Origin of the sequence: Paenibacillus validus NBRC 15382 (genome assembly GCF_004000985.1) — a bacterium.
Lineage (GTDB): Bacteria > Bacillota > Bacilli > Paenibacillales > NBRC-103111 > Paenibacillus_G > Paenibacillus_G validus.
Map to the genome: position 1 here is coordinate 1 of NZ_BIMH01000023.1, position 21,146 is coordinate 21,146.

General features: G+C 51.5%; 19 protein-coding genes and 1 tRNA gene. 11 read left to right on the top strand and 9 right to left on the bottom strand.

The window, feature by feature from the left end:
* The 3 genes from PVA01S_RS15620 to PVA01S_RS15630 all read left to right on the top strand — a co-directional run.
* Positions 1 to 508 (top strand): 5-oxoprolinase subunit C family protein (locus PVA01S_RS15620; RefSeq protein ID WP_482194159.1); only part of this gene is annotated, 508 nt, incomplete at its 5' end.
* A gap of 476 nt (positions 509 to 984) precedes the next feature.
* Positions 985 to 1,269: a CD3324 family protein gene (locus tag PVA01S_RS15625; RefSeq protein WP_054798707.1), complete on the top strand. Its 285-nt coding sequence runs from the start codon at positions 985 to 987 to the stop codon at positions 1,267 to 1,269.
* A 226-nt stretch (positions 1,270 to 1,495) separates the two neighbouring features.
* Positions 1,496 to 2,296: a LamB/YcsF family protein gene (locus PVA01S_RS15630; protein ID WP_127608391.1), complete on the top strand. Its 801-nt coding sequence runs from the start codon at positions 1,496 to 1,498 to the stop codon at positions 2,294 to 2,296.
* A gap of 36 nt (positions 2,297 to 2,332) precedes the next feature.
* Here the strand turns inward: PVA01S_RS15630 and PVA01S_RS15635 are convergent, their stop codons facing one another.
* Both PVA01S_RS15635 and PVA01S_RS15640 read right to left on the bottom strand, forming a co-directional pair.
* Positions 2,333 to 3,094 carry a sulfite exporter TauE/SafE family protein gene (locus PVA01S_RS15635; protein WP_127608392.1) on the bottom strand — a complete coding sequence of 254 codons (762 nt, stop codon included), beginning with the start codon at positions 3,092 to 3,094 and terminating at the stop codon, positions 2,333 to 2,335.
* Positions 3,095 to 3,319: 225 nt separating this feature from the next.
* Positions 3,320 to 3,460 (bottom strand): N-acetylmuramoyl-L-alanine amidase, encoded by a 141-nt coding sequence (locus tag PVA01S_RS15640; protein WP_127608393.1) that lies wholly within the window; start codon positions 3,458 to 3,460, stop codon positions 3,320 to 3,322.
* Between the two features lie 164 nt (positions 3,461 to 3,624).
* Between PVA01S_RS15640 and PVA01S_RS15645 the strand changes: the two genes are divergently transcribed.
* Positions 3,625 to 4,032 carry a gamma-glutamylcyclotransferase family protein gene (locus tag PVA01S_RS15645; RefSeq protein WP_054797598.1) on the top strand — a complete coding sequence of 136 codons (408 nt, stop codon included), beginning with the start codon at positions 3,625 to 3,627 and terminating at the stop codon, positions 4,030 to 4,032.
* Positions 4,033 to 4,052: 20 nt separating this feature from the next.
* Here the strand turns inward: PVA01S_RS15645 and PVA01S_RS15650 are convergent, their stop codons facing one another.
* Positions 4,053 to 4,436: a hypothetical protein gene (locus tag PVA01S_RS15650; protein ID WP_127608394.1), complete on the bottom strand. Its 384-nt coding sequence runs from the start codon at positions 4,434 to 4,436 to the stop codon at positions 4,053 to 4,055.
* A gap of 218 nt (positions 4,437 to 4,654) precedes the next feature.
* Between PVA01S_RS15650 and PVA01S_RS15655 the strand changes: the two genes are divergently transcribed.
* From PVA01S_RS15655 to PVA01S_RS15665, 3 genes are all read left to right on the top strand, one after another.
* Entirely contained in the window at positions 4,655 to 5,041 is a 387-nt protein-coding gene (locus PVA01S_RS15655) for a response regulator (RefSeq protein WP_127608395.1), read from the top strand.
* Positions 5,042 to 5,092: 51 nt separating this feature from the next.
* Entirely contained in the window at positions 5,093 to 6,817 is a 1,725-nt protein-coding gene (locus PVA01S_RS15660) for a diguanylate cyclase (protein ID WP_127608396.1), read from the top strand.
* 145 nt (positions 6,818 to 6,962) lie between these two features.
* On the top strand, positions 6,963 to 8,510 hold the full coding sequence (locus PVA01S_RS15665) for a methyl-accepting chemotaxis protein (RefSeq protein ID WP_127608397.1): 1,548 nt from the start codon (positions 6,963 to 6,965) through the stop codon (positions 8,508 to 8,510).
* Between the two features lie 265 nt (positions 8,511 to 8,775).
* Here the strand turns inward: PVA01S_RS15665 and PVA01S_RS15670 are convergent, their stop codons facing one another.
* The 3 genes from PVA01S_RS15670 to PVA01S_RS26680 all read right to left on the bottom strand — a co-directional run bounded on the left by PVA01S_RS15670 (position 8,776) and on the right by PVA01S_RS26680 (position 12,374).
* The gene (locus tag PVA01S_RS15670; protein ID WP_054797595.1) at positions 8,776 to 9,813 is read right to left on the bottom strand and encodes a ribonucleotide-diphosphate reductase subunit beta; all 1,038 of its coding nucleotides are present in this window, start codon (positions 9,811 to 9,813) and stop codon (positions 8,776 to 8,778) included.
* 133 nt (positions 9,814 to 9,946) lie between these two features.
* Positions 9,947 to 12,172 (bottom strand): ribonucleoside-diphosphate reductase subunit alpha, encoded by a 2,226-nt coding sequence (locus PVA01S_RS15675; protein WP_127608398.1) that lies wholly within the window; start codon positions 12,170 to 12,172, stop codon positions 9,947 to 9,949.
* Between the two features lie 37 nt (positions 12,173 to 12,209).
* On the bottom strand, positions 12,210 to 12,374 hold the full coding sequence (locus PVA01S_RS26680) for a hypothetical protein (RefSeq protein ID WP_155614566.1): 165 nt from the start codon (positions 12,372 to 12,374) through the stop codon (positions 12,210 to 12,212).
* Positions 12,375 to 12,620: 246 nt separating this feature from the next.
* Between PVA01S_RS26680 and PVA01S_RS15680 the strand changes: the two genes are divergently transcribed.
* A complete protein-coding gene (locus PVA01S_RS15680) occupies positions 12,621 to 14,252 on the top strand; it encodes a copper resistance CopC/CopD family protein (protein ID WP_412761067.1) in 1,632 nt (543 codons plus the stop codon).
* A gap of 148 nt (positions 14,253 to 14,400) precedes the next feature.
* Positions 14,401 to 16,152, top strand: a complete 1,752-nt coding sequence (locus PVA01S_RS15685) for a putative bifunctional diguanylate cyclase/phosphodiesterase (RefSeq protein ID WP_127608400.1) — start codon at positions 14,401 to 14,403, stop codon at positions 16,150 to 16,152.
* Positions 16,153 to 16,420: 268 nt separating this feature from the next.
* Here PVA01S_RS15685 and PVA01S_RS15690 read toward each other — a convergent pair whose 3' ends face one another.
* Positions 16,421 to 17,341: an aldo/keto reductase gene (locus tag PVA01S_RS15690; protein WP_127608401.1), complete on the bottom strand. Its 921-nt coding sequence runs from the start codon at positions 17,339 to 17,341 to the stop codon at positions 16,421 to 16,423.
* A gap of 167 nt (positions 17,342 to 17,508) precedes the next feature.
* Between PVA01S_RS15690 and PVA01S_RS15695 the strand changes: the two genes are divergently transcribed.
* Positions 17,509 to 17,579, top strand: a tRNA-Gly gene (locus PVA01S_RS15695).
* Positions 17,580 to 17,627: 48 nt separating this feature from the next.
* Here PVA01S_RS15695 and PVA01S_RS27280 read toward each other — a convergent pair.
* Both PVA01S_RS27280 and PVA01S_RS15700 read right to left on the bottom strand, forming a co-directional pair.
* Positions 17,628 to 17,885: a tyrosine-type recombinase/integrase gene (locus tag PVA01S_RS27280; protein ID WP_307720686.1), complete on the bottom strand. Its 258-nt coding sequence runs from the start codon at positions 17,883 to 17,885 to the stop codon at positions 17,628 to 17,630.
* Entirely contained in the window at positions 17,812 to 18,456 is a 645-nt protein-coding gene (locus tag PVA01S_RS15700) for a tyrosine-type recombinase/integrase (RefSeq protein ID WP_244932971.1), read from the bottom strand. The genes PVA01S_RS27280 and PVA01S_RS15700 overlap by 74 nt, the downstream gene beginning before the upstream one ends.
* Positions 18,457 to 18,739: 283 nt before the next feature.
* Between PVA01S_RS15700 and PVA01S_RS15705 the strand changes: the two genes are divergently transcribed.
* Positions 18,740 to 20,365: a hypothetical protein gene (locus tag PVA01S_RS15705; RefSeq protein WP_127608402.1), complete on the top strand. Its 1,626-nt coding sequence runs from the start codon at positions 18,740 to 18,742 to the stop codon at positions 20,363 to 20,365.
* Positions 20,366 to 21,146 lie beyond the last annotated feature (781 nt).

The following is a 21,146-nucleotide window of genomic DNA, read 5'->3' on the forward strand; positions in this document are numbered from 1 at the left end:
GGCCGGGGCGGCGCGCGAAGCGCCGTTCGCCGCTGCGCCGTGGGCGCTTGCGCCGGGCGCAAGGCCGCGCTACGCCGAGCATCCGGCGGTCCGCGCGGTGCGCGGTCGCGAGGCCGAACGCTTCGAGGCTGTCAGCCTCGAAGCGTTCTTCGCCGCGCCGTACAAGCTGACCCCGCAGTCGGACCGCATGGGCTGCCGACTGGAAGGTCCGCGGCTCGCGCTGCGCGAGTCGCTGGAGATGCGCTCGGAAGCCGCGGTGCCCGGCACCGTCCAAGTGCCGCCGCACGGCCAGCCGATCGCGCTGCTGGCCGATGCGCAGACGACCGGCGGCTATCCGCGGATTGCGCATATCGCCGCCGTGGACTTGCCGCTGCTGGCGCAGACGCGGCCCGGCGCTACGGTGCGCTTCGTCGAGATCACGCATGCCGAGGCGCAGGCCCTCTATATCCGGCAGGAGCTGGAACTTCGCCGGATCGCCGCCGCCGTAAGGATGCGGGCGAACGGATAAAATCGTTATAACAATTTTATCACCTTGTCGGCGGCAGGACGTTTGTGAGTTAATAAAACTTGTAGCCGACCGGGGACCTTCGGGTCCCTCGAATAGAAGCGGCTCATGCGAATAAGACATGGACATGATGGGAAACAATGGGTATAATAGTCCGTGAGCTTGAAACCATATTTGACTTTGAAGAAGGGAGTGACGTGTGATGCGGGTAATGAACACGTGGACCATGATGGCAAGAGGATTTGTAACAAGTGAATAAGCATTTTCTCCATCACCGTCACCTGAACCCCGTCTTTTACAGGAACTGAACATAAGAGGCATTCGGGCACGCATCGGCAGATCGTGTTTTTTTTATTTTTAATGCCCCTCAGGCCTACGTATCCGGTGTTCCCAAGGCACATTCCTAGGAGGTGTGAAGATGAAAATGCTTATAACTTTCGGTAAGTCAGCCATAACGGCGCGAAAGGAGGCATTCATCGGTGGGGTACAAGAACGGAAAGGACATTTTACCGCCTAACTTGCTGAAGCAGCTGCAGGATTACATCCAGGGCGAGATCATCTACGTTCCGAAGAAGGAGCAAACCCGCGCAGGCTGGGGCGAGAACAACGGCACGCGGCAGACGATCCAGCGCCGGAACCACGAAATATACCGGCTGTATCAGAACGGTTATTCCGTGTCGGAGCTGATCGGCAAATTTCATTTAAGCGAAGACAGCATTCGCAAAATCATCGTCAAAACGCGCGGACTTGCAGCAAGACAATAGCCGGGGGCGCGGGGATCGGGGTCGGCAGGAACCGGGCTGCGCAGCAGGAAGCAGACACGCCGCATAACCGGCCCGGCGCGCCAGGCCGCATGGGAAGGCCGCTGCATAGACGAATAGACGTATAGACGCAGAGGACAGACGAATACGCGAACGAAGCCGGAAGTGGATGCTTTTGGCTTTTTTCTTTCCACACTCACCGGCATACGGGGGTGCACACAAAAGGACCATGCGATCGGATGGTTGCAAAGGAGGGCTTCACTTGGAACAGTTACCTATCCGGATCGACCTTAACGGGGATATGGGCGAGAGCTTCGGTATGTATCGGCTCGGACAGGACGACGAGCTCGTCCGGTATGTCACTTCGGCTAATATCGCTTGCGGCTTCCACGCCGGCGACCCCGGCCACATGGTTCGAACGGTCCGGTTGTGCCTGCAAGCGGGCGTATCGATCGGGGCGCATCCGGGCCTGCCGGATTTGCAAGGCTTCGGGCGCCGCAATATGGCGGTCACCCCGCAGGAGGCGTATGAGCTAATCTTGTACCAGGGCGGTGCCCTGCAAGCGATCGCGCGCGCCGAAGGCGGCCGGATGCGGCATGTCAAGCCTCATGGCGCTTTATATAATATGGCGGCGGTGCAGAGGCCGTTAGCGGATGCGATAGCGGAGGCCGTCCTCCGCCTGGATCCGGAGCTGACGCTATTCGGTCTCGCCGGCAGCGAACTGATTCGGGCCGCCGAGTCCAAAGGCCTGCGGACCGCAGCGGAAGCGTTCGCCGATCGCACCTATCGCGCCGACGGGACCCTTACCCCGCGGAGCGAGCCGGATGCGGTCATTCACGATCCCCGTCAGGCGGTGCGGCAGGTGCTCGATATTCTCAAGCGGGGAGAGGTGCTGACGCCCTTGGGCGAAGCGGTCGCCCTGCGCGCAGACACATTCTGCATACATGGCGACGGGCCGGATGCTTTGGAACTGGCACGTACGCTTCGTCAGCAATTGCTGGAGGAAGGCGTATCGGTGCAGGCTCCCTAGAAGCTCCGGCCCGGTAGGCAATTTATGAATTACGCATTAGATCAATTTAATTCCGCTGATCAGGATGATGGTGGCCATGACAGTCCGCAGCGGTTTGGCCGGCACCTTCGCCGACAAGCTGCTGCCAAGCAGTACGCCGGGGACGGAGCCGATGAGCAGGTTGAACGCAAGCATATAATCGATGTTCCCGAAGCCCGCATGCATGATGCCGGCTGCCGAAACGAGCAGGAACGCGTGTACGATATCGGTGCCGACGAGCTCCGCCGCCTTCAAGCGGTAGAAGAACATCATCGCAAGGGCGAACAGCGAGCCCGAGCCGATGGAAGTCAAGCCGACGATAAAGCCTAACAGTATGCCAATCAGGATGGTCACCGCTTTTTTCTCCTGCAGCGACTTCTCCTGAAGCTTGTTTGATTGGTTTGGTGTGAACCAGACCTTCACGATGCTGAGAATAGCGACGATAATCAGTACGATACCTAATGCATGCTTGATGATCGCGTCCTGATAGCCTTGCAGCGGCGGGAAATATTTCAGCAGCAGCACGGCCACTATGGCGCTGGGGACACTGCCCATGGCCAGATGTTTGACCAGCGTCATGTTCACTGTCTTTTGCCGGACGTGTTGAATGCTGCCGAACAGCTTCGTGATCGAGTTGTAGAACAAATCCGTAGCCACCGCAACGGTCGGTTGAATACCCAAAAATACGAGCAAAGGAGTCAGCAAAGCGGCTCCGCCCACGCCGGTCAAGCCGACGAGAAGGCCAACAAGCGCTCCCATCAAAACAATATTAAGTTCCATGATTATCTCCACCTCAAGCGATCTTGTCGGTCATTCACATTATAATTCCTAGTTAACCTATATGCAATTGTTTTTTTCTCAGGATTGATGCGTCAATTGCAAGAGATGAACGTTTACCGGTTCCGCTGCGCGTATCGCGTATTGATGAATGAAAAAAACGCCGCTTCGCGTCGAAGGGCGTTTTCGTACCAATCGGGACGCGCTGTCGGATACCGGTTCCATCCGTTATTGTATTGGCTGTCCGGACGCTTTGCGAAGCTCGTTGGCCAGACGGTTAAATTCGCGGCGCGCTTCCTCCGACTCGGTACAGTAGTAGGCGGCGGACAAAAATCGGATGATTTTGTTCGCGTCCTCAGGACTGATCATGAGATTCCCTCCCTTCCCGGCGGGTGCCGAGTTTATGCTCAATATATTCGGCAGCCCTTCGGCAGGTTCCCTGCCCAGGATCGTCCCCTTCTCATGGGAAATCGGTTGAATGAATATGATATAGTAAAGAAGCGATGGCGCAAGGTCTGAAAGGAGTGGGCGTCTTGATCCCGGTGTTTGTCTATGGAACGTTGTTGGTCGGGGAAGCGAACCATCATGTCGTTGCACCTTATGTAGAGTCCGTACGGCCGGGGGTCGTGCGGGGCAAGCTGTACGATGCCGGCGCTTATCCGGCCATGGTGCTTTCCGGGTCGGACGGCTCCCGCATGGTGGAAGGCGAGTGGCTCGTCGTGATGCCGGAAGGACTCCGTCATATGGATGCATTGGAGGAATATGAGGGTCCTGGCGGGACCAATGATTACGAGCGGATCTGGATTCGTGACGGCAATTGCGAAGAACGTGAAGGCTGGGTGTATGTATGGACGCATTCACGGGGGTGTCCGCTTATTGAAAGCGGCTCATGGCGGCGTCATCTCGGCCACAGCCGGCACTTAGCGACCCATAACCCATGATTCCAACGTTCTTGCGGTATTTAAACCCGTAAGGAATAGGGTCTCCAATCGTCTTTTTCCGATTTCTTCATGATTTCGTTGAAACGCATGATGATGGCATTGGCGTCTTCCTCGCCGATTATGCCGGTCAACTGTTCGAAAGACAGGTTGTCCTTGTAGAGCTTGCGGGTGACCATGCTGCCCTTGTACCACGCTTCGGTTAAGGCGAACGTGCCTTCCTTCTTCAACCAAACCTCATGGTAATACTGGTTCTCCTTGTTTTGCTCTTGAAGGCCCAAGTAATAAGCCAACATCGGGATACGCGGATCCGACAGTCGCTGGCTGATTACGGAACCCGAAGAAACAGGCTGCCCGAAGGTTACATACCGGGATACTTTCCGAATTAAATACTCGATGGAACTCATTATGCTCATCCCCTCAAATAGGATGTACTTCCTATTTCGTCCAAAATTTTTATTAAATTTTCTTTATAAACATAATATCATAGTCCTTCGGGCATATGAATCATACTTTTGGCATATATGTGACGGCTATTTCTTTCGTTTTCCCTCCAATAAAAATCCGGTTCATGTTATAATGAACGCAATCGAGATGGACGATTTTTGGGAGCGGATGAGTTGCTATGGCCAACTATAAAATTTTACTCGCGGACGACGAAGCGGTGCTGCGCTTTTTGTTAACGGAAACGTTGGCCGACGAAGGGTACGTCATTACGGAAGCGGCCGACGGTAAGGAAGCGGCCGAACGGCTGCAGGAAGCCGTATTCGATTTGGTCATTTTGGACTATATGATGCCAGAGCGAACCGGAGTCGAAGTTTGCGAATGGCTGCGAAGCCATGACAATCCGAACCGTCACGCGCCCGTTATTTTACTGACCGCCAAAGCTTTGGAGAAAGACCGGGAGCGGGCCAAGGCGGCCGGCGCGACCCGATATATCGTAAAGCCGTTCAGTCCGCTGCAGCTGCTGGATACCGTGGAAGAACTGATTCGGGCGGGTGCGAACGAATAAATCCTTTCCTTGCATACATACCTCGTTAAAGAACGGAAGTGAATTCGTGCGGTGGCATCGGGTAATGACAGAATCGGCAGAGAACAACGACTTTTAAAAGAAGGAAAGAAAAAATATATTGCCGAGCTGGGCAAGCAATTGATTCAGCTGCGAGAAGGCTGCGGCTTGACCGAGCCGGAATCGCCGCTTGAGACGGCAAAGCACATTTACCGCATTGTCCATACGCTTAAAGGAAGCGCGCCGATGTTCGAATTTGTCCGCATCGGCAGCGTTGCGCAGCGTCTGGTCGAGCTGTGGGAGTGGACGCAGCGCGAGAAGGCGGAGGCTTCCGGCCCGATGACAGCTCTGCCGTTCGGTCGCTGCGCGGAGCAGTCGCAACCGCTTCTTCGCGAGCTGGAACTCGAGCTCGAAGTTTACAAGCGGGAACTGGAGCTGGACGAGCAGCAGGAGCAGGTGAACAGCTCCTTTCTGCAGCCGAACGGAGAACGTCTTCTGGTCCTTGACGACGACGAGGTGCTCCGTTCGTACTTGGTTCGCCGCTTGCGGATGGACGGTTACAAGGTGGATGAAGCGGCGGACGTTGCTACTGCGATGAAGCTGCTTCGGGAGAATTCGTACCATTTGATTACGCTCGATCTGATGATGCATCCGGACAGCGGGTATGAGCTGTTCGAATTTCTGAAGAACGACCCGACATTGAAGTGGCTGCCGCTTATCGTCTTATCCGGCCGGAACGATGTCAACGACAAGGTGCGCTGCTTTTATCTGGGTGCCGACGATTATGTCACGAAGCCTTTTCAATACGAAGAGCTGGGTGCCCGGATCTACAGCCTGCTGAGCCGGACCAAGACGTTCGAGCAGATGGCTTTTCGCGATCCGCTGACAGGCGTGTATAACCGGCGGTTTTTCGATCATCAAATTCAAGTCGAGCTGGAGCGCATTGCCCGTTATCCGGCCCCGATCTCGCTCGTGTTTATCGATATCGACGGGTTCAAATCGATTAACGATACGTACGGTCATCGTGTCGGCGACCAGGTGCTGCAAGGATTGGCGCATCTGCTGCAAAATAACTTGCGGGCTACGGATATGCTGGCTCGTTTCGGAGGCGAGGAGTTCATCCTTGTGCTGCCGAATACGACCGGACCGGATGCGAAGAAAGCGATTGACGACATTCTCCGGCAGGCGCACCACGGACCGGTTGCCCAGAACGAAGGACAAGCGTTCCACATCACATTCTCGGCCGGTATTGCCGAATGGAGCGCCGGTATGTCCGTCAAGGATTGGATCGGGCTTGCAGACGGGGCGATGTATGAAGCCAAGCAAGGAGGCCGTAACCGTACCATCCTGTACGCGGGTACTCCGCCGGGCGAAGCGGCAGGCGCGCAAGTCGCGAGCCCCGGTTCCCGTAAGACGGTGATGATCGCCGACGACGATAACATCCTGCGTTCGATCCTGATCGCGAAGCTCAAACATTTACCCGTCGATTTTTGCGAAGCGGCGAACGGGGAGGAAGCGTATCAATCGCTGCTGCGAAGGCCGGTGGATCTGTGTATTTTGGACGGCGTCATGCCACAGTTGAACGGTTTCGAAATGCTTGCCCGGATGAAAGAGCAGGGGAACCGTCCTGAAGAGATGAAGGTGCTCGTGCTGTCGGGAAGGAGCCGGGAAGAAGATATTAGCCTGGGGCTGAAGCTGGGTGCCGACGCCTACATGCACAAGCCGTTCTCGATGGTGGAGCTGGAGCTGCGGGTTAAAGAAATGCTGAACTTATCCTAAATGATCGAAAGACCGTGTGCGTTTGTTCTCAGAACGTTCACGGTCTTTGCATTTTCTTCACTTATGCCGCATGATAAAATGCCGATATACAGGATAAAGGGCTTGGTTTCATAGGACCGAAAGAACGAAAAAGGATGTGTCGAATATGTCCAAACCGCTCGATATGCTCACGATTAAAAATCGAATGACTTTGCCAGTTACCTTGGGCACGTATTTGTTAGCGCTGCTTACCCATGTTTTATTCCGTTGGGTAGAGGTGCTTCACACGCACCACGGCGTCGATCTCGCCCATTATGCGCTCGTCCTGAACGGATTGCTGGTCGCCCCCGTTCTGTTCCTGGCGGCCGGCGCGGTTTTATTTGCGATGGGACGTCAGCGCTACGTGCCGGTAGCCAACGCACTCGCGATGACGTTCTCGAGCGTGTCGATGATTTTCGTAGCCGGAGGCATGGTGGAGTTTTTCTTCTCGGTCTTTATGGTCATCGCTTTGATGGCGTTCTATGAAAGCACCGCGCTCATCTGGATGATGACGGCGGTATTCGCCCTGCAGTATGTATCGGCTTACGTATTTTATCCGGCGCTCGTCTTCGGCTCGGAAGGGTATGGGTGGATCCTGCTGGCCGTCGACCTGGTCTTCCTGCTGCTGACGGCGGGCACGACCATCTGGCAAATTTCCAAGAAGAAAGTGACTGTTGACCTGCTGGAGGCCGACAAGGCACAGAAGCTTCAGCTGCTGCTTCGGACACTTGAGCGGCTGAACGCCAGCTCGGGTCAGCTGGTTCAATATGTGGAGCATTTGAACGGCAACGCGGACCGTACATTGGCGGAAAACCGCAGCATCACAGACGCGATGGAGCGGATGGCAGCGGCCACCGAAGAGCAGGCGCACAACAGTAAGGACAGCGCTCGCGCGATGGAGGAAATGGCGATTGGCGTGCAGCGGGTGGCGGAATCGTCCGGTACGGTGACCGAAGCGTCGCTCGGCATGGTACGCGAGGCGGAGAAGGGAAGCAGCACGATCGAGCATGCGGTGCGGCAGTTAGATTCGCTGAGGCACACTTCGCAGGAGGTGTCCGCCGAACTGGAGCGATTGGAGCGGCAATCGATGCAAATCGGCGAAATTGCAACGCTCATTTCGGGGATCGCGTCGCAGACGAATTTGCTGGCGTTGAACGCGGCTATTGAAGCGGCGCGCGCCGGTGAGCACGGCAGCGGCTTTGCCGTCGTCGCACACGAGGTTCGCAAGCTGGCCGAACAATCCGAATTGTCGGCCAGGCAGATCAAGACGTTGATCGAGGAGATTCAAGAAGCGACGACTTCGGCCGTGCGCGTGATGAGCTTGGGTTCGGTGGAGGTGGAGACGAGCCATAGCGCTGTGAACGAGGCCGGGGAAGTCTTTAAGCTGATCGTCGAAGAATCGCGCAAAGTATGCGATCAAATTCAAGAAATCTCTGCAACGGCTGAGCAAATGTCGGCGGGAACGGAGGAAGTGTCGGCCTCGCTGAACGAAGTGGCGCGGCTTTCCGAAGATCATGCTTCGGGCGTCCAGAAGGTGCTCCTCTCGTCGCAGCATCAGTTGAAAGCAATGGAGTCCATCACGACCGCGACGGAGGGATTGAACCGGCTGGCGCATGAATTGGAGGCTGTCTGCAGCGGATTGAAGGATGAGGCGTTCCGAAACGAAAAGCGGTAGTCGTCGCTGACGCAAGCAGGGCACTGCGTCAAGGCCGTCTGGATCAAGCGTCCGCTCGAATCGGGGAATCGAGGTACAGTGGCGCTTGATTTGGCCGATTGGGGTAGAAGTAAGGTTCGTTAACAAAATAAGAAGCCTTCCATGTTCGACAAGGAAGGCTTCTATTTTTGACATTAGAACGGCCCAGAACACGGCAACTTCTCAACAGTAGCCGAACGCAGGTACTTATCCTTATCAGCGGACAATCCTGATACCCAATTTCCGCTTATAGATCGTCCCAGTTCAGATTCGACGATTTGCTGTAGTTTGTTACCTTTTGCTCGAAGAAGTCGGTCTTCATGCTGTTCATGTTGCTGAAGCTTTCGACCCATTTCATCGGATGTTCGACGACCTCCGGATATAAAATGTCCAGTCCCAGCTTGCGCAGACGTTCGTTGGAAAGGTACTTGATATACTGATCCAAAATTTCGTTGCTCAGGCCGTTGATTTTGTTGTCGGTGATGTATTGGCCCCATTCGATTTCGTGTTGAACGGCGGTCCGCATCATGTTGCGCAGGTCCTCGACCAGCTCGTCGGTAAATATCTCCGGATTTTCTTTGCGTATTTCCCGGAAAATATTCTGGAACAGCGCCAGGTGCGTCAGTTCGTCCCGCTGGATGTACTTGATCTCGGAGACGGTGCCAAGCATCTTGCCTTGGCGTCCAAGGGCGTAGAAGAAGCTGAACCCGCTGTAAAAGTACAAGCCTTCGAGAATGTAGTTGGCCATGATCGTGCGCATCAGGTTGTCCGTAGTCGGATTCTCGATAAACCGCTCATACAGGTCGGTAATGAACCGGTTGCGGCGTGCCAAATGTTTATCCTCGCGCCACTGGTTGTAAATGTCGTCACGCACTTCTGCGGAGCAGACGCTGTCCAGGATGTAGGAGTAGCTTTGGCTGTGTACCGCTTCCTGGAACGTCTGCACGGTCAGGCACAGGTTCACCTCGGGCGCGGTAATGTATTCGTTGATGTTAGGCAAATTGGCCGTTTGCAGCGAATCGAGGAAGATCAGGAAGCTGATAATTTTATCATAGCTTTGCCGTTCCGCGGGAGATAGAAATTTATAATCCTTCGCATCCTGGGCGAGCGGAATTTCCTCCGGAATCCAGAAGTTGTTCATCATCGTCCGGTACATCTTCGTCGCCCAGTCGTATTTAACGTTATTCAGCTCGATCAGGTTCGTCGTATTGCCGCCAATCATGCGGCGTTTGCCCCAGTCCCGGTCGCCGTTCTCGTTAAAGAGCTTTTTCTTCTGCAAATCCATGGCTATCAAACCCTCCCATTGTATGACGCTCTGTCGCTTACTAAGCCTATCTATGCTTAACCATGCAAACAGGGGCAAAGCCCCTGTCTAGCATTTCATATCCTGATGGTTCGTATGCATGATTCCGGCTTGCTTATGCGCTGCAGCTGACGCAATCTTCGACTTCCAAGCTTTTGTTGCGGACGTAATAGACGGTTTTCAGGCCGTTCTCCCAAGCCGCCATGTACAGCTCGAGGAATTCGCGCGCCGACAGCTCGGGCGTGATGTACAGGTTGAACGATTGCGATTGATCGATATGCCGCTGACGTGCGCCTGCAGCCTTGATGCTCCACAACTGGTCGATTCGATGGGCTTCCTTATAGTACCACATCGTTTCCTGCGACAAATTCGGCGCCGTTTGCGGAATGACCGCATTTTTCTTCTCTTCCACGAAAAATTTGTTGAAGATCGGATCAATGCCTGCCGTCGATCCGGCGATGAGCGAAGTCGACGCCGTAGGGGCGATCGCGAACATCCAGCCGTTGCGGACGCCGTATTTCGCAACTTCCTCTTTTAACGCCAGCCATTCCGGGCTGTTGTAGCCTCTGGACTCGAAGTAAGCGCCGGATTGCCATTCGCTGCCTTCGAAGGCCGGGTAGGTGCCCTTCTCCTTCGCAATTTCCATCGATGCTTTAATGGCGTAGTAGTTCATCCACTCGTACACTTCGTCGGCTTTCGCCACATGCTCGTCGGACTCCCAGTTGATTTTCAGCTGCGCCAGCATTTGGTGGTAGCCGCTGGAGCCGAGGCCGACGGCACGGTATTTCTTATTCGTAATTTCCGCTTGCGGAATCGGGTAGTAGTTCAAGTCGATGACGTTGTCCATCATGCGCATTTGCGTCGTAACGACGCGCTCGATATCTTCCTTCGTGTACACACGTCCCAAGTTGGTGGAGGACAGGTTGCACACCACGAAATCGCCGGATTTCACTTGCGAAGTGATAATGCCGTCTTCATGCGTCGTCTGGATGATCTCGGTCGGGCTCATGTTTTGGCAAATTTCCGTGCACAGGTTGGAGCAGTAGATCATGCCTTTATGCTTGTTCGGGTTGGCTCGGTTCACGGTGTCGCGGAAAAAGATGAACGGCGTTCCGGTTTCGAACGAGCTCGTCAAAATACGCTTCATAATATCGATCGCCGGGATTTCATCCCTGGATATCTTCTCGTCGTTCACGCACTCGAGGTAGCGTTCTTCCCACTGCTCGCCGTACGAATCCTCGAGCGAGTAGCCTTTGTTTTTGCGCACTTCGTGCGGATCGAACAAATACCAGGAGCCGCGCTCCTGTACCGTCTTCATGAACAAGTCGGGGATACAAACGCCCGGGAAAATATCGTGCGCCTTCATCCGATCGTCGCCGTTGTTCGTCTTCAGGTTCAAGAAGTCGAGAATGTCTTTATGCCATACGTCGAGGTATACCGCAACGGCTCCGGAGCGGACGCCGAGTTGGTCGACGGCGACGGCGGTGTTGTTGTAGTTTTTAATCCACGGCACGACGCCGCCGGCGACACCCTTGTATCCGCGGATGTTGGAGCCGCGGCTGCGCACCTTCCCGACGTATATCCCCATGCCGCCGCCATGCTTCGACACTTGCGCGAAGCTTTGGTCGACATTGTAAATGCCCCATAGGTTGTCCGGCACGGTGTCGATGAAGCAGCTGGACAATTGATGCAGCGGCTTGCGCGCGTTCGCAAGCGTCGGCGTCGCCACGGTCATCTCAAGGCTGCTGAGCACGTCGTAGAACTGCTTCGCCCAGCGCAGCTTGTCCGATTCCTTCATGGCCAGATGCATCGCCACTCCCATGAACAGCTCTTGCGGCAGCTCAAGCACTTCCTTGTCCAAGCCGCGGATCAGGTAGCGGTCGGACAACGTTTTGAGTCCGATATAGTTGAGCAGGTAATCTCGCTCCGGCTTGATGTAAGCGCCGAGCTCGTTGATTTCGTCGCGCGTGTAGTGCTCGAGGATATAAGTACCGTACAGGCCCAAATCGGTCAAGTATGTAACCAAGGAATACAGGTCGCCGTAACCGAAGTGACCGTATTTGCGGTTCAAGCGAGCTTCTTTATACAGGTCGTAGGCGAGCAGCTTGGCGGCCACGTACTGCCAGTTCGGCTGTTCCACGCTAGTTTTCTCAACAGCCACTTGAATGAGCAGTCGTTGAATTTCTTTCGTTGTAATGCCGTTTCGGAATAAAGGAAGGAGCGCCGTCTCAAGCTCGAGCGGATCGCACTCCGGGTAAGTTTCACAAGCGAAATCAATGACCTTTTTCATCTTGGCGAACACGAGTTCTTCTTTCGTGCCGTCGCGTTTTACGATAATCATAAATCCAGCTCCTCTAAACGTAAAATGGTAGGGCGGGTCAAACGGCAAGGCGAATAAAAAGCACGCCGCAGCCGATTTGCTCGGCGGCAGCATGCCAGTGCATCATCTCGATGTTGTCGATCTCTTGTTGAATTACGTCGAATTTCGCGGAATTCCGTGTGTGAAGATTTCCGGAGAAAATTTCGATTTTGTTAAATTCCACACAATATATCGTGGTATTTGGTTATTCGCCCCACAATATATAGTTGTTCCGTTTGGGCGATAAGATGAATTTACATGATTGCACGTCGTTCTGTCAATCTCTTATTTCGCTGGAATTTGTCTATTCATAGAACTGCTTTGGAAGTTAACGCGGATTTGGTTTAGCTTACACGTTTATGCTACATTTAAGGTTGGGAACACAAGCGCCAGGTTATCGGGCGTGCGTTGCCCGGGCAGAGGAGGAATGATGTTGAAGCGATTATTTTACTATATAGGCCTTGTAGCGATCTTATTGCTCAGCTTTATGCCGGCGCAGCCGGTCAGCGCGCATGCAGGTCTCGTCCAGGCGGTACCGGATGCGAACAGCGAGCTGCGGGAGTCCCCGGCTGCCGTCGCACTAACCTTTAATGAACGGCTGGAGGAAGGACTCTATTATTTACGCGTCTATGATTCTAACAAGCGGAGGGTGACGGAACAGCCCGCCGTTTTGAACGAAGCGCACACCGTATTGACGCTGCAGCTGCCGCCGCTGGAGAAGGGGACCTATTTAACGACGTACCACGTGATCTCCGCAGACGGGCACCCGGTTGAGGGCAGCTATTTGTTCGCCGTCGGACAAACCCTGGATACGCCGTCCGGCACGCAGCCCGATGCTTCGATGGAACACATGCACCGCCATGACGGTCTGCTGGACGCTTTCGGCACGAAAGACGTGCTGCAGTACGCGGCCCGTATTGCCTTTTATATGACGATGCTGGCGCTGACCGGCTGGCTGATGTGGATGCGTTGGTTCGGGGTCGACCGTCCGGATGACCTTCGTCTTTCCTTAAAAAGAATCGCAGTCGGCTTGCAGCAAACGTACACGATCGTTTACATCTTATTTATGGGCGCGCATTTGGGCGATTTGATCGGGGACGGCGGAACGGACAGTCTCGTTCGGCTGTTTACGCAAACGACGATTGGCTACGCTTGGCTCGGCGGCCTGCTGCTGGCCCTGCTTTCCTTCGTATGCCTGTACCACCGGGCATGGCTCGATTATGCGTGGGTGGCGCTCGTTTGGTTTGCCAAAAGCTTGCTCGGCCATGCCGCCGCGTTCGAGCCTCGAGGACAGACGCTGCTCCTCGATTGGCTTCACTTGGGAGCCGCTTCCGTATGGGTCGGCGGTTTGGTCATGCTTCTTTACTTCGCTAGTGCGAAGAAAGAAGCGTTTCGGGTATTTCTGCCGATGTTTTCTTCCGCGGCGCTCTGGAGCGTTTTGCTGCTCGCCGTATCGGGCGCGATGTCCGTATTCATTTTCTTGCCGGACATCAGCTACGTCCTGGAGACGAGCTGGGGGTTATGGCTGCTCGCCAAAACCGCCCTCGTCCTGCTTGTTGTCTTGACAGCGGCCGTTATTCGCCGCCTATTCAAGCGCAAACGCGAGCGCACGCTGGGGGTTCTCGTGCGAATTGACGCTGGTCTTATGGCTTGCATTGTTGTCATCGTCGGCATCTTCACGTATATGACTCCGCTGCCGCCCAATGAGCCGCTGCGCTGGCATGTGATGGGCGAGAAGCAGCATATGACGGCGCAAATTAGCCCGAATGCGCCGGGCGTGAACGATTTTACGGTGAAGGTATGGCTGCCGGAGAAGCTGGGGGAGCCGAAGCAGGTGCTGATGAAGCTGCATGCCAAGGAAATGCCGGACGTTGCCCCGTTTCAGGTGCCGCTGGAACCGGCGGAGGATAATAGTGTCGAAGAATCTTTCGGGATGAAACGATACACCTATAAGGCACGGGGGGCGTATCTCCCGTATGCGGGGACATGGCAGCTGGAAGTGCGTGTCATGGATTCCAACGATGATGAAACGGTATATCACAATGAAATCCGGATCTATTGAACCAAACGGATTTCGACATAATTCTGCCTTCTGCCCTCGGTTTTCTAGCCTTTAGATAGGACTTATAGACCAAAAAAATCTTGTCCTTTCGAACTAGGAACATTACAATAGGTTATATACCTTTAAGAAGAGGAAGCAGAGGCTTGTCATGGTACAAATGCACAATACTTCGGATACGAATCCGAGGCGGGAGACGAAGTGGCACGAACATTTCATCTTTCTGCGATTGTGGTTCATTCTAGTCGGAACTGAAATCGTTCTGCTTTCCTTGAAGGAAGTTATCGGCTGGACGAACGATTCATTGGATTACATCCGGTTAGCTGCAATTTCGCTTGTCGCCGCTCCGGTTCTTTACAAAACCATGAAGCGTATTCGTTCCAGCCGTCTTTTGAATATGGTGCTGGTCATCGTCGGTTGTATGATGGCTTTGGACCTCTTAGAAATGATGTTACGTTTGTTTGTCATGAGAGAGAGAAAGTGGTCCGCGGATCTGTTCGATATGGTGTTTCTCTTGCTTGTGACAGGACCTTTGTTATACGCGGTCGCCGGCGAAATTCGCCAACGTGAAAAAACGGTCCGTCAGCTTACCTATTTGGCCTATCACGATCAACTGACCGGGCTGCCTAACCGTCAAATGTTTCTACAGTCGCTGTCGCTAGCCATCGAGGCTGCCCGAACGTCCAACCGGCAACTGTCGGTCATGCTGATCGATTTGGACCGCTTCAAGCATGTGAATGAGACGTTCGGTCATGCTTTCGGCGATTTGCTGCTGATTGAAGCTGCGGAACGCTTGAAAGTCGGCCTGCGAGCGGGAGATGTCGTTTCCCGGCAAGGCGGCGATGAGTTCACCGTGCTTGTTGAAGATACTGTGCTAGCCGGCGATGCGGAGAAGGTCGCGCAAAAAATCATCGGCCTGCTGAACCAACCGTTCTCGATGGAAGGACATGTGCTTCGCGTCGGCTGCAGCATCGGGATCGCCATGTACCCGCAGGACGGCGAAGATGCGATCACGCTGATGAAGAATGCCGATGCCGCGCTGTATCGCGCGAAGGACGGCGGCAAGAACGGCTATCAGTTCTATCAAGAGGAAATGAACGACACCGTCATCCAGAAGCTGGTGATGGAGGAGTGGCTTAACCAGGCGCTGGAAAAGGAAGAGTTTGTGCTGTACTACCAGCCGCAGGTCGATATTTTCAGCAGCCGAATTAACGGAATGGAAGCGCTGCTACGCTGGAATCATCCGCGTCTGGGCTTCATTTCTCCCAGTGAGTTCATTCCGCTTGCGGAAGAAACCGGCCTAATCCTTCCCATCGGGGAGTGGGTATTGCGCACGGCCTGCAAGCAAAACAAAGCCTGGCAGCTTGCCGGCTTTACTCCATTGAAGATGGCGGTCAATATCTCGCCGCTCCAATTCCATCAGCAGAACTTCGTCGATATCGTGCTAAGGGCGCTCCAAGACAGCGGGTTGGAACCGCATTATTTGGAGCTTGAAGTTACTGAAAGCATCGCGATGTATCACGTCGATCGGGTTATCGAAAAGCTGCAAACGCTGCGGGAATTAGGCGTACATATATCCATGGACGACTTCGGCACGGGCTATTCGTCGCTGAGCTACTTAAAGAAATTCCCGATCAACAAGCTGAAGATCGCGCAGCAGTTTGTCCGCGACATTACGGACGACCCCGACGATGCCGCCATCGTGCAAGCGATTATGGCGATGGCTCACAGCTTGAAGCTGAACGTCATTGCCGAAGGCGTGGAGACGGAGGAGCAGCTTTCGTTCCTTCTGGATGTCAAGTGCCGCGAGATCCAGGGTTTTATCTACTCAAGGCCGATTCCGGCAATGGAGTTTACGAATTTACTGCAGCGGGTATCGAGCAGTGGTGGAGCTGCTGTATGAAGGAGAGAGGATGCGGCATTGCTTTTGCTGAGCTCAAGCCTCTTGTTTATTAACCACAGTCCCAGGAAGCAAAGAAATAAGACCGCTCACATTTATTAAGATGTGAAGCGGTTTTTTGGCGTGGATGTACTTACCTAAAAAAGTGAGTCTGCCTGAGGACGTCCAACTTGTCGTCTCCGGTTCATGAAAGGCACGTATTCCTTCCGTGTGAAACAAAAACTCCCGTCTCCACAAACGGTGGCCGAACGGGAGTATGTGTCGGAAGGAGCTATTCCTTCCAATTTTGCGGATGCCCTTCGCCGACATAGTCGGCCGCAGCGGCATTAGCTCTCACTTGCTCAGGGCTTTTGCAGCCTGGGATGACGGCGGTGACGGCCGGATGCTTCAAGCACCAAGCGAGCGCCCACGTCGACATGTCCAGGCCGGCCGGTACTTCGTTACGGCGGATTTGTTCGACTTCCTCGAGCTTGAGGCGCGTTTGCTCCGCCTCATGACGAGAGCGCACGTCATTGGCGGCGAATACGGCGCCGGGCTTGTACTTGCCGCTCAAGTAACCGCTGGCTAGCGGCACGCGCGCCAGTACGCCCAGCTGCTGCGATTCGCATGAAGGGAAGACGCGCTCCTCTGGCTTGCGGTCGAGCCGGTTGTACACGACTTGAATCACTTCCGAGCCTACCCGGGAAGACGCTTCGACCTGATGTAAATTATCGTTGCTGGCGATCGACGTCCCGAGGTGGCGGATTTTCCCGGCCTGCACCTGCTTGTTCAGCATCGTCCAGAGCGCTTCGTTGTCGAACACCTCGTTCGTTCCGGAATGGAACTGGTAGATGTCGATGTAATCGGTCTGCAGCGCCTTCAACGACGCATCGAGCTGCGCCAGCACTTCGTCCGCCGACCATACCTGCGAACGGGTGAAATTCTCATGGAAGTGATGGCCGAACTTCGTCGCGATCACCCAATCCTCGCGCCGGCTGCGAGCGATGTACTGGCCGATCAGCTTCTCCGATGTATGATCGCCGTAGCATTCGGCCGTATCGATCAGGTTGATGCCGCATTCGCGCGCTTCATCGAGAATGGCGTCCGCCTCGCTTTGCGTGTAGGGCTTACCCCATTCACCGCCGAGCTGCCAAGTGCCGACGCCGATGACGGACACCTTCAGGTTTGTTTTGCCTAGTACCCGGTACTTCATAAATCGATTCCTCCTTGGAATGGATTGGAAAATGATATATGTAAATCATATCGGTTTCCGGACGGGAGTTCAAATGTTAGCGTTTTCGCAGAGTTCCCTCTGCTTCAGCAGTTCCATCTAGACAAATGGCCCCACAGCGCGTATAATGTGAACTAGCTGTTTCACCCGCGGGTGTAGTTCAATGGCAGAACTCCAGCTTCCCAAGCTGGTGGCGTGGGTTCGATTCCCATCACCCGCTTACTAGAAAACCTTGAGAGATCAAGGTTTTTTTCATTCCACTTGAATGTTAAAACTCGACTGATTTCTCGGTTGGGGACGAATTGGGGACGAAATTTTTTGGGTTGAACTTTTCTAACTTATCCGCCGTATCCCGAGAGACCTTCTTAGTGACGTGAGCATAAAAATCAGCTGTTACCTCAAACTTGGAATGACCAAGCCGCTCCTGAATCGCTTTGAGCGATGCATTTTCCTCAATTAGGAGTGTCGCGGCGCTGTGTCTGAGATCGTGTAAACGGATGTTCTTTAACTGATGTCTTTTGACGATTAGAAAGCGCCGCTATTAAATCCCGTGCTTCCTTCTCGTCATAATAATTCATTTTCTTTCTTTGAACTTTTGGCTGCTTTACCCCATCGATTGGATTTTTCTGAAGCAATCTCCATTCTACAGCTTTATTAAGCAAATGTTTTAATACTTTGCATATGTAAAGCACGGTTGAATCGGACAGTGGTTTAGAATTCGAAACAGATTTACTAAGATCATCAATAAAAGTTACAACTTGTATGGTTCTTATCTGATTGATCTGCAAATGGCCAAATTTAGGGAGGGTGTGTTGTCTAATATGTTCCATATACACTTTCATTGTGGAGGGGGCTAGGTTCCTTGCTGCATGTTTTTCTTTCCACTCGTCAACAAAAGTTGATAATGTTATTTTCTCTGGAGAGATATACTCTCCTACCTCGACCTCTATCTGGAATTTTGCAAGCTCTGACATAGCCTCTTTTTTCGTATTTGTACGAACTGTTTTCATCTTTTTGATTCTTTTACCGTTTGCATCATAACCGGCTTCAACAATGAGTCGGTATGAATTAGGTCCCCTTTTTTCGATTGACGCCATAATACCTTTCCTTTCTAAAATTTGATTATGCGGGAATTCAGGGGAATGGATCGTTAAAAGAAAGAGATCCGGAAATTAGAGAGGTCAGTTGGAATCCGTGGCAGCAATAAATGATTTTTTTATTTTAAAAGTGTATCTAGTGGTTATTATCGATAGTAGTTTTTAACAAACTTGTGACACAATTCCGCATACTTAAAGTTTAAAAAAGGTTCTTATAATAAAGATATTTTACAAAATGTTTAGCAGGCTAGAACTATGTCACTTCAAATAAGGAGAATCCACCTTGAAAAAAAGTTTTTCGATATGGCTATTATTACTTGTGATTTCTCTTCTCCCTACTCAAAATGTTTCAGCCGAAAACAAACAATCGAATGAATACAGCAAAGAAGAGCCTAGTCAGTTTAGAGTTCAAGCAAATATTTTTACTGTCGAGGATGAAAAAAAATCGAAATTAATCCCAACTGTCAGCGTTAAAAAAGTTGATTTTCAAACAGGGCGCGTTTTTTTTGAAAAATATCCATTTCCAGAATACGCATTAGAAATTCCTAAAGGCTTCACTAAGCAGAAAATATCATATGAAGACTATTGGGCATCAGAAACCGAAGTGTTATCCTATAACGGTCGTCATCTGTTTAATGGATCAAGTGGTTTTTCTGACGGGTTTCAGGGGTCTTTTATTAATACTGAAGACGGACTAAAGGCATATTTTGTTTTATCGAGGGTATTTTTTAAAAATGAAAAAGTTTCTGATAAAAGTTATACAAGGCCGGCGGTAACGACTCTATTTGAATTTGATATGGCTACAAAAAAGTTAAGTATCAAAAATCAACTAGAAAGTAATGACTTGTACTTAGTAAACGTACTCCCTGGTATCAAGGTTTATGGTGTTAGGGGGAGCGACAGCAATAATTATTATTCGTTGGTTGATCACAGGCATTTATTTGCGCTTCCAATCAAAGCAGGGCTACGGTTGTTCGATAATTCAGGTGGTTTTCCAGAAACCTACAATCCTTCTGCGGAAATCGGTGATTATATTGCAAATGATCCCGATCAAACAAATAAATATTATATTATTCGAAAAGATGGGACAATGGAGGATGCGATTAAACTTCAACATGTTGGCATACACTTAGGCAATAGTTTGTACGAAAATGTATCGGATAAATATGGGAAATTCAAAAATATGCTTGTCACTTTCGAAAATGGTTCATACGAGACATTGTGTGAAGATCGGTCATGTCTCGGTTATTTCTCGCCCGATAAAAAGAACCTATTAATTAGAAATGCGATAGACAATAATGATGAAACACTATTGATTTATGATACAAATTCTCAACGAGTTGTGAAGTCAATCAAAAATTATGCATTATATCGGGGTGTTTTTCCAAGATATAGCTGGTTTGGAAATTCAATTATTTTAAAGAAACAGTATTATTTTGATGGCGAAGCGGAACTACCCTTTTTGCATTTGCCTACAGGAATAGTCACCTTGAAGAATGATAGTCTGATTACCTATTCACATTCAGATGTCCAAAATACATATTATAATTTTAATCCCGAAAACCTAATTACAATGGCCGATCCTATTGAAGTATCTATCCGAGGAGAAAGTGTGAAATACAGTGGACAAGGAACATTCATAACAGAAGATTACACAACTTATATTCCATTGAGAGACTTTATAGACAGTATACATGGAAAGATTACTGTGGATGGTATTAATGTAACCGTTGGATATAACAATGCTACATTAACTTATAATCTGAACGATAAAGATAATCTTATTGTTTATGCAGGACGTGCCTACGTTAAAATTTGGGATATCGCTCCGAAGCTAGGATTTTCAGTCGAGCTTCAAGAACCTGGTAACAAGTCAGGTACTTTATGGAGGCGCTATATCTTGAATTAGGTGATATCTTATTGTAAGAACGGATCAAGTATGGTACCAAAGTCTGGACTCCCTGGGACAAAAAAGAGATCAGCCCCAAGTTTAAATTAATCAAAGCCGAAAATACCCCAGATATGGAAATGAGAAAAACCGGTCACTTGAAAGTAAAAGATCCGAGCGATAAATAACAAAAGTACCCCAGCCATTACCGGGCTGGAACTCTTAATCATTAGGCAATGCAGAAAATAAAGAAAGGAGTGGGCGTCCTAAAGTTCAATGTTTTTAAACAACTTTATTTCTGACCAGATACGCAACATAGGCAGTGGTTTACTGTATTTTCCGTGACCATTTTAAACAACTTTATAATTAGAAAACACTATTATGACCGAGAGTAATTCTTAAGAATCCAGTAAAATCGAGGCTTCATCTAACGATTAACGGATTCAAAAAAACTCAGTGACGAATCCACCATATGGTATACGTTTAACACTCCAACCTACGGATATGATGGGGACGAATTGGGGACGAAATTAAACATTTGTCCCCAGATTGTACCCCAATACATCAGAGAGTGGTTTGTATAACCCCAGTAAAATCAGGCTTTTTCCGACTTAATCGGAAGCCATCAGACCCGCAATATCAGCTTCCCAAGCTGGTGGCGTGGGTTCGATTCCCATCACCCGCTTATAGAGGATTTTTTGATAAAAGTGTTAAGTGGTCACATTAAAACCGGATTTCATAAAAAAAGCACACTAACTGATTGTTCACTAAACAATTAGGAGGTGTGCTTTTTTATGCTTAT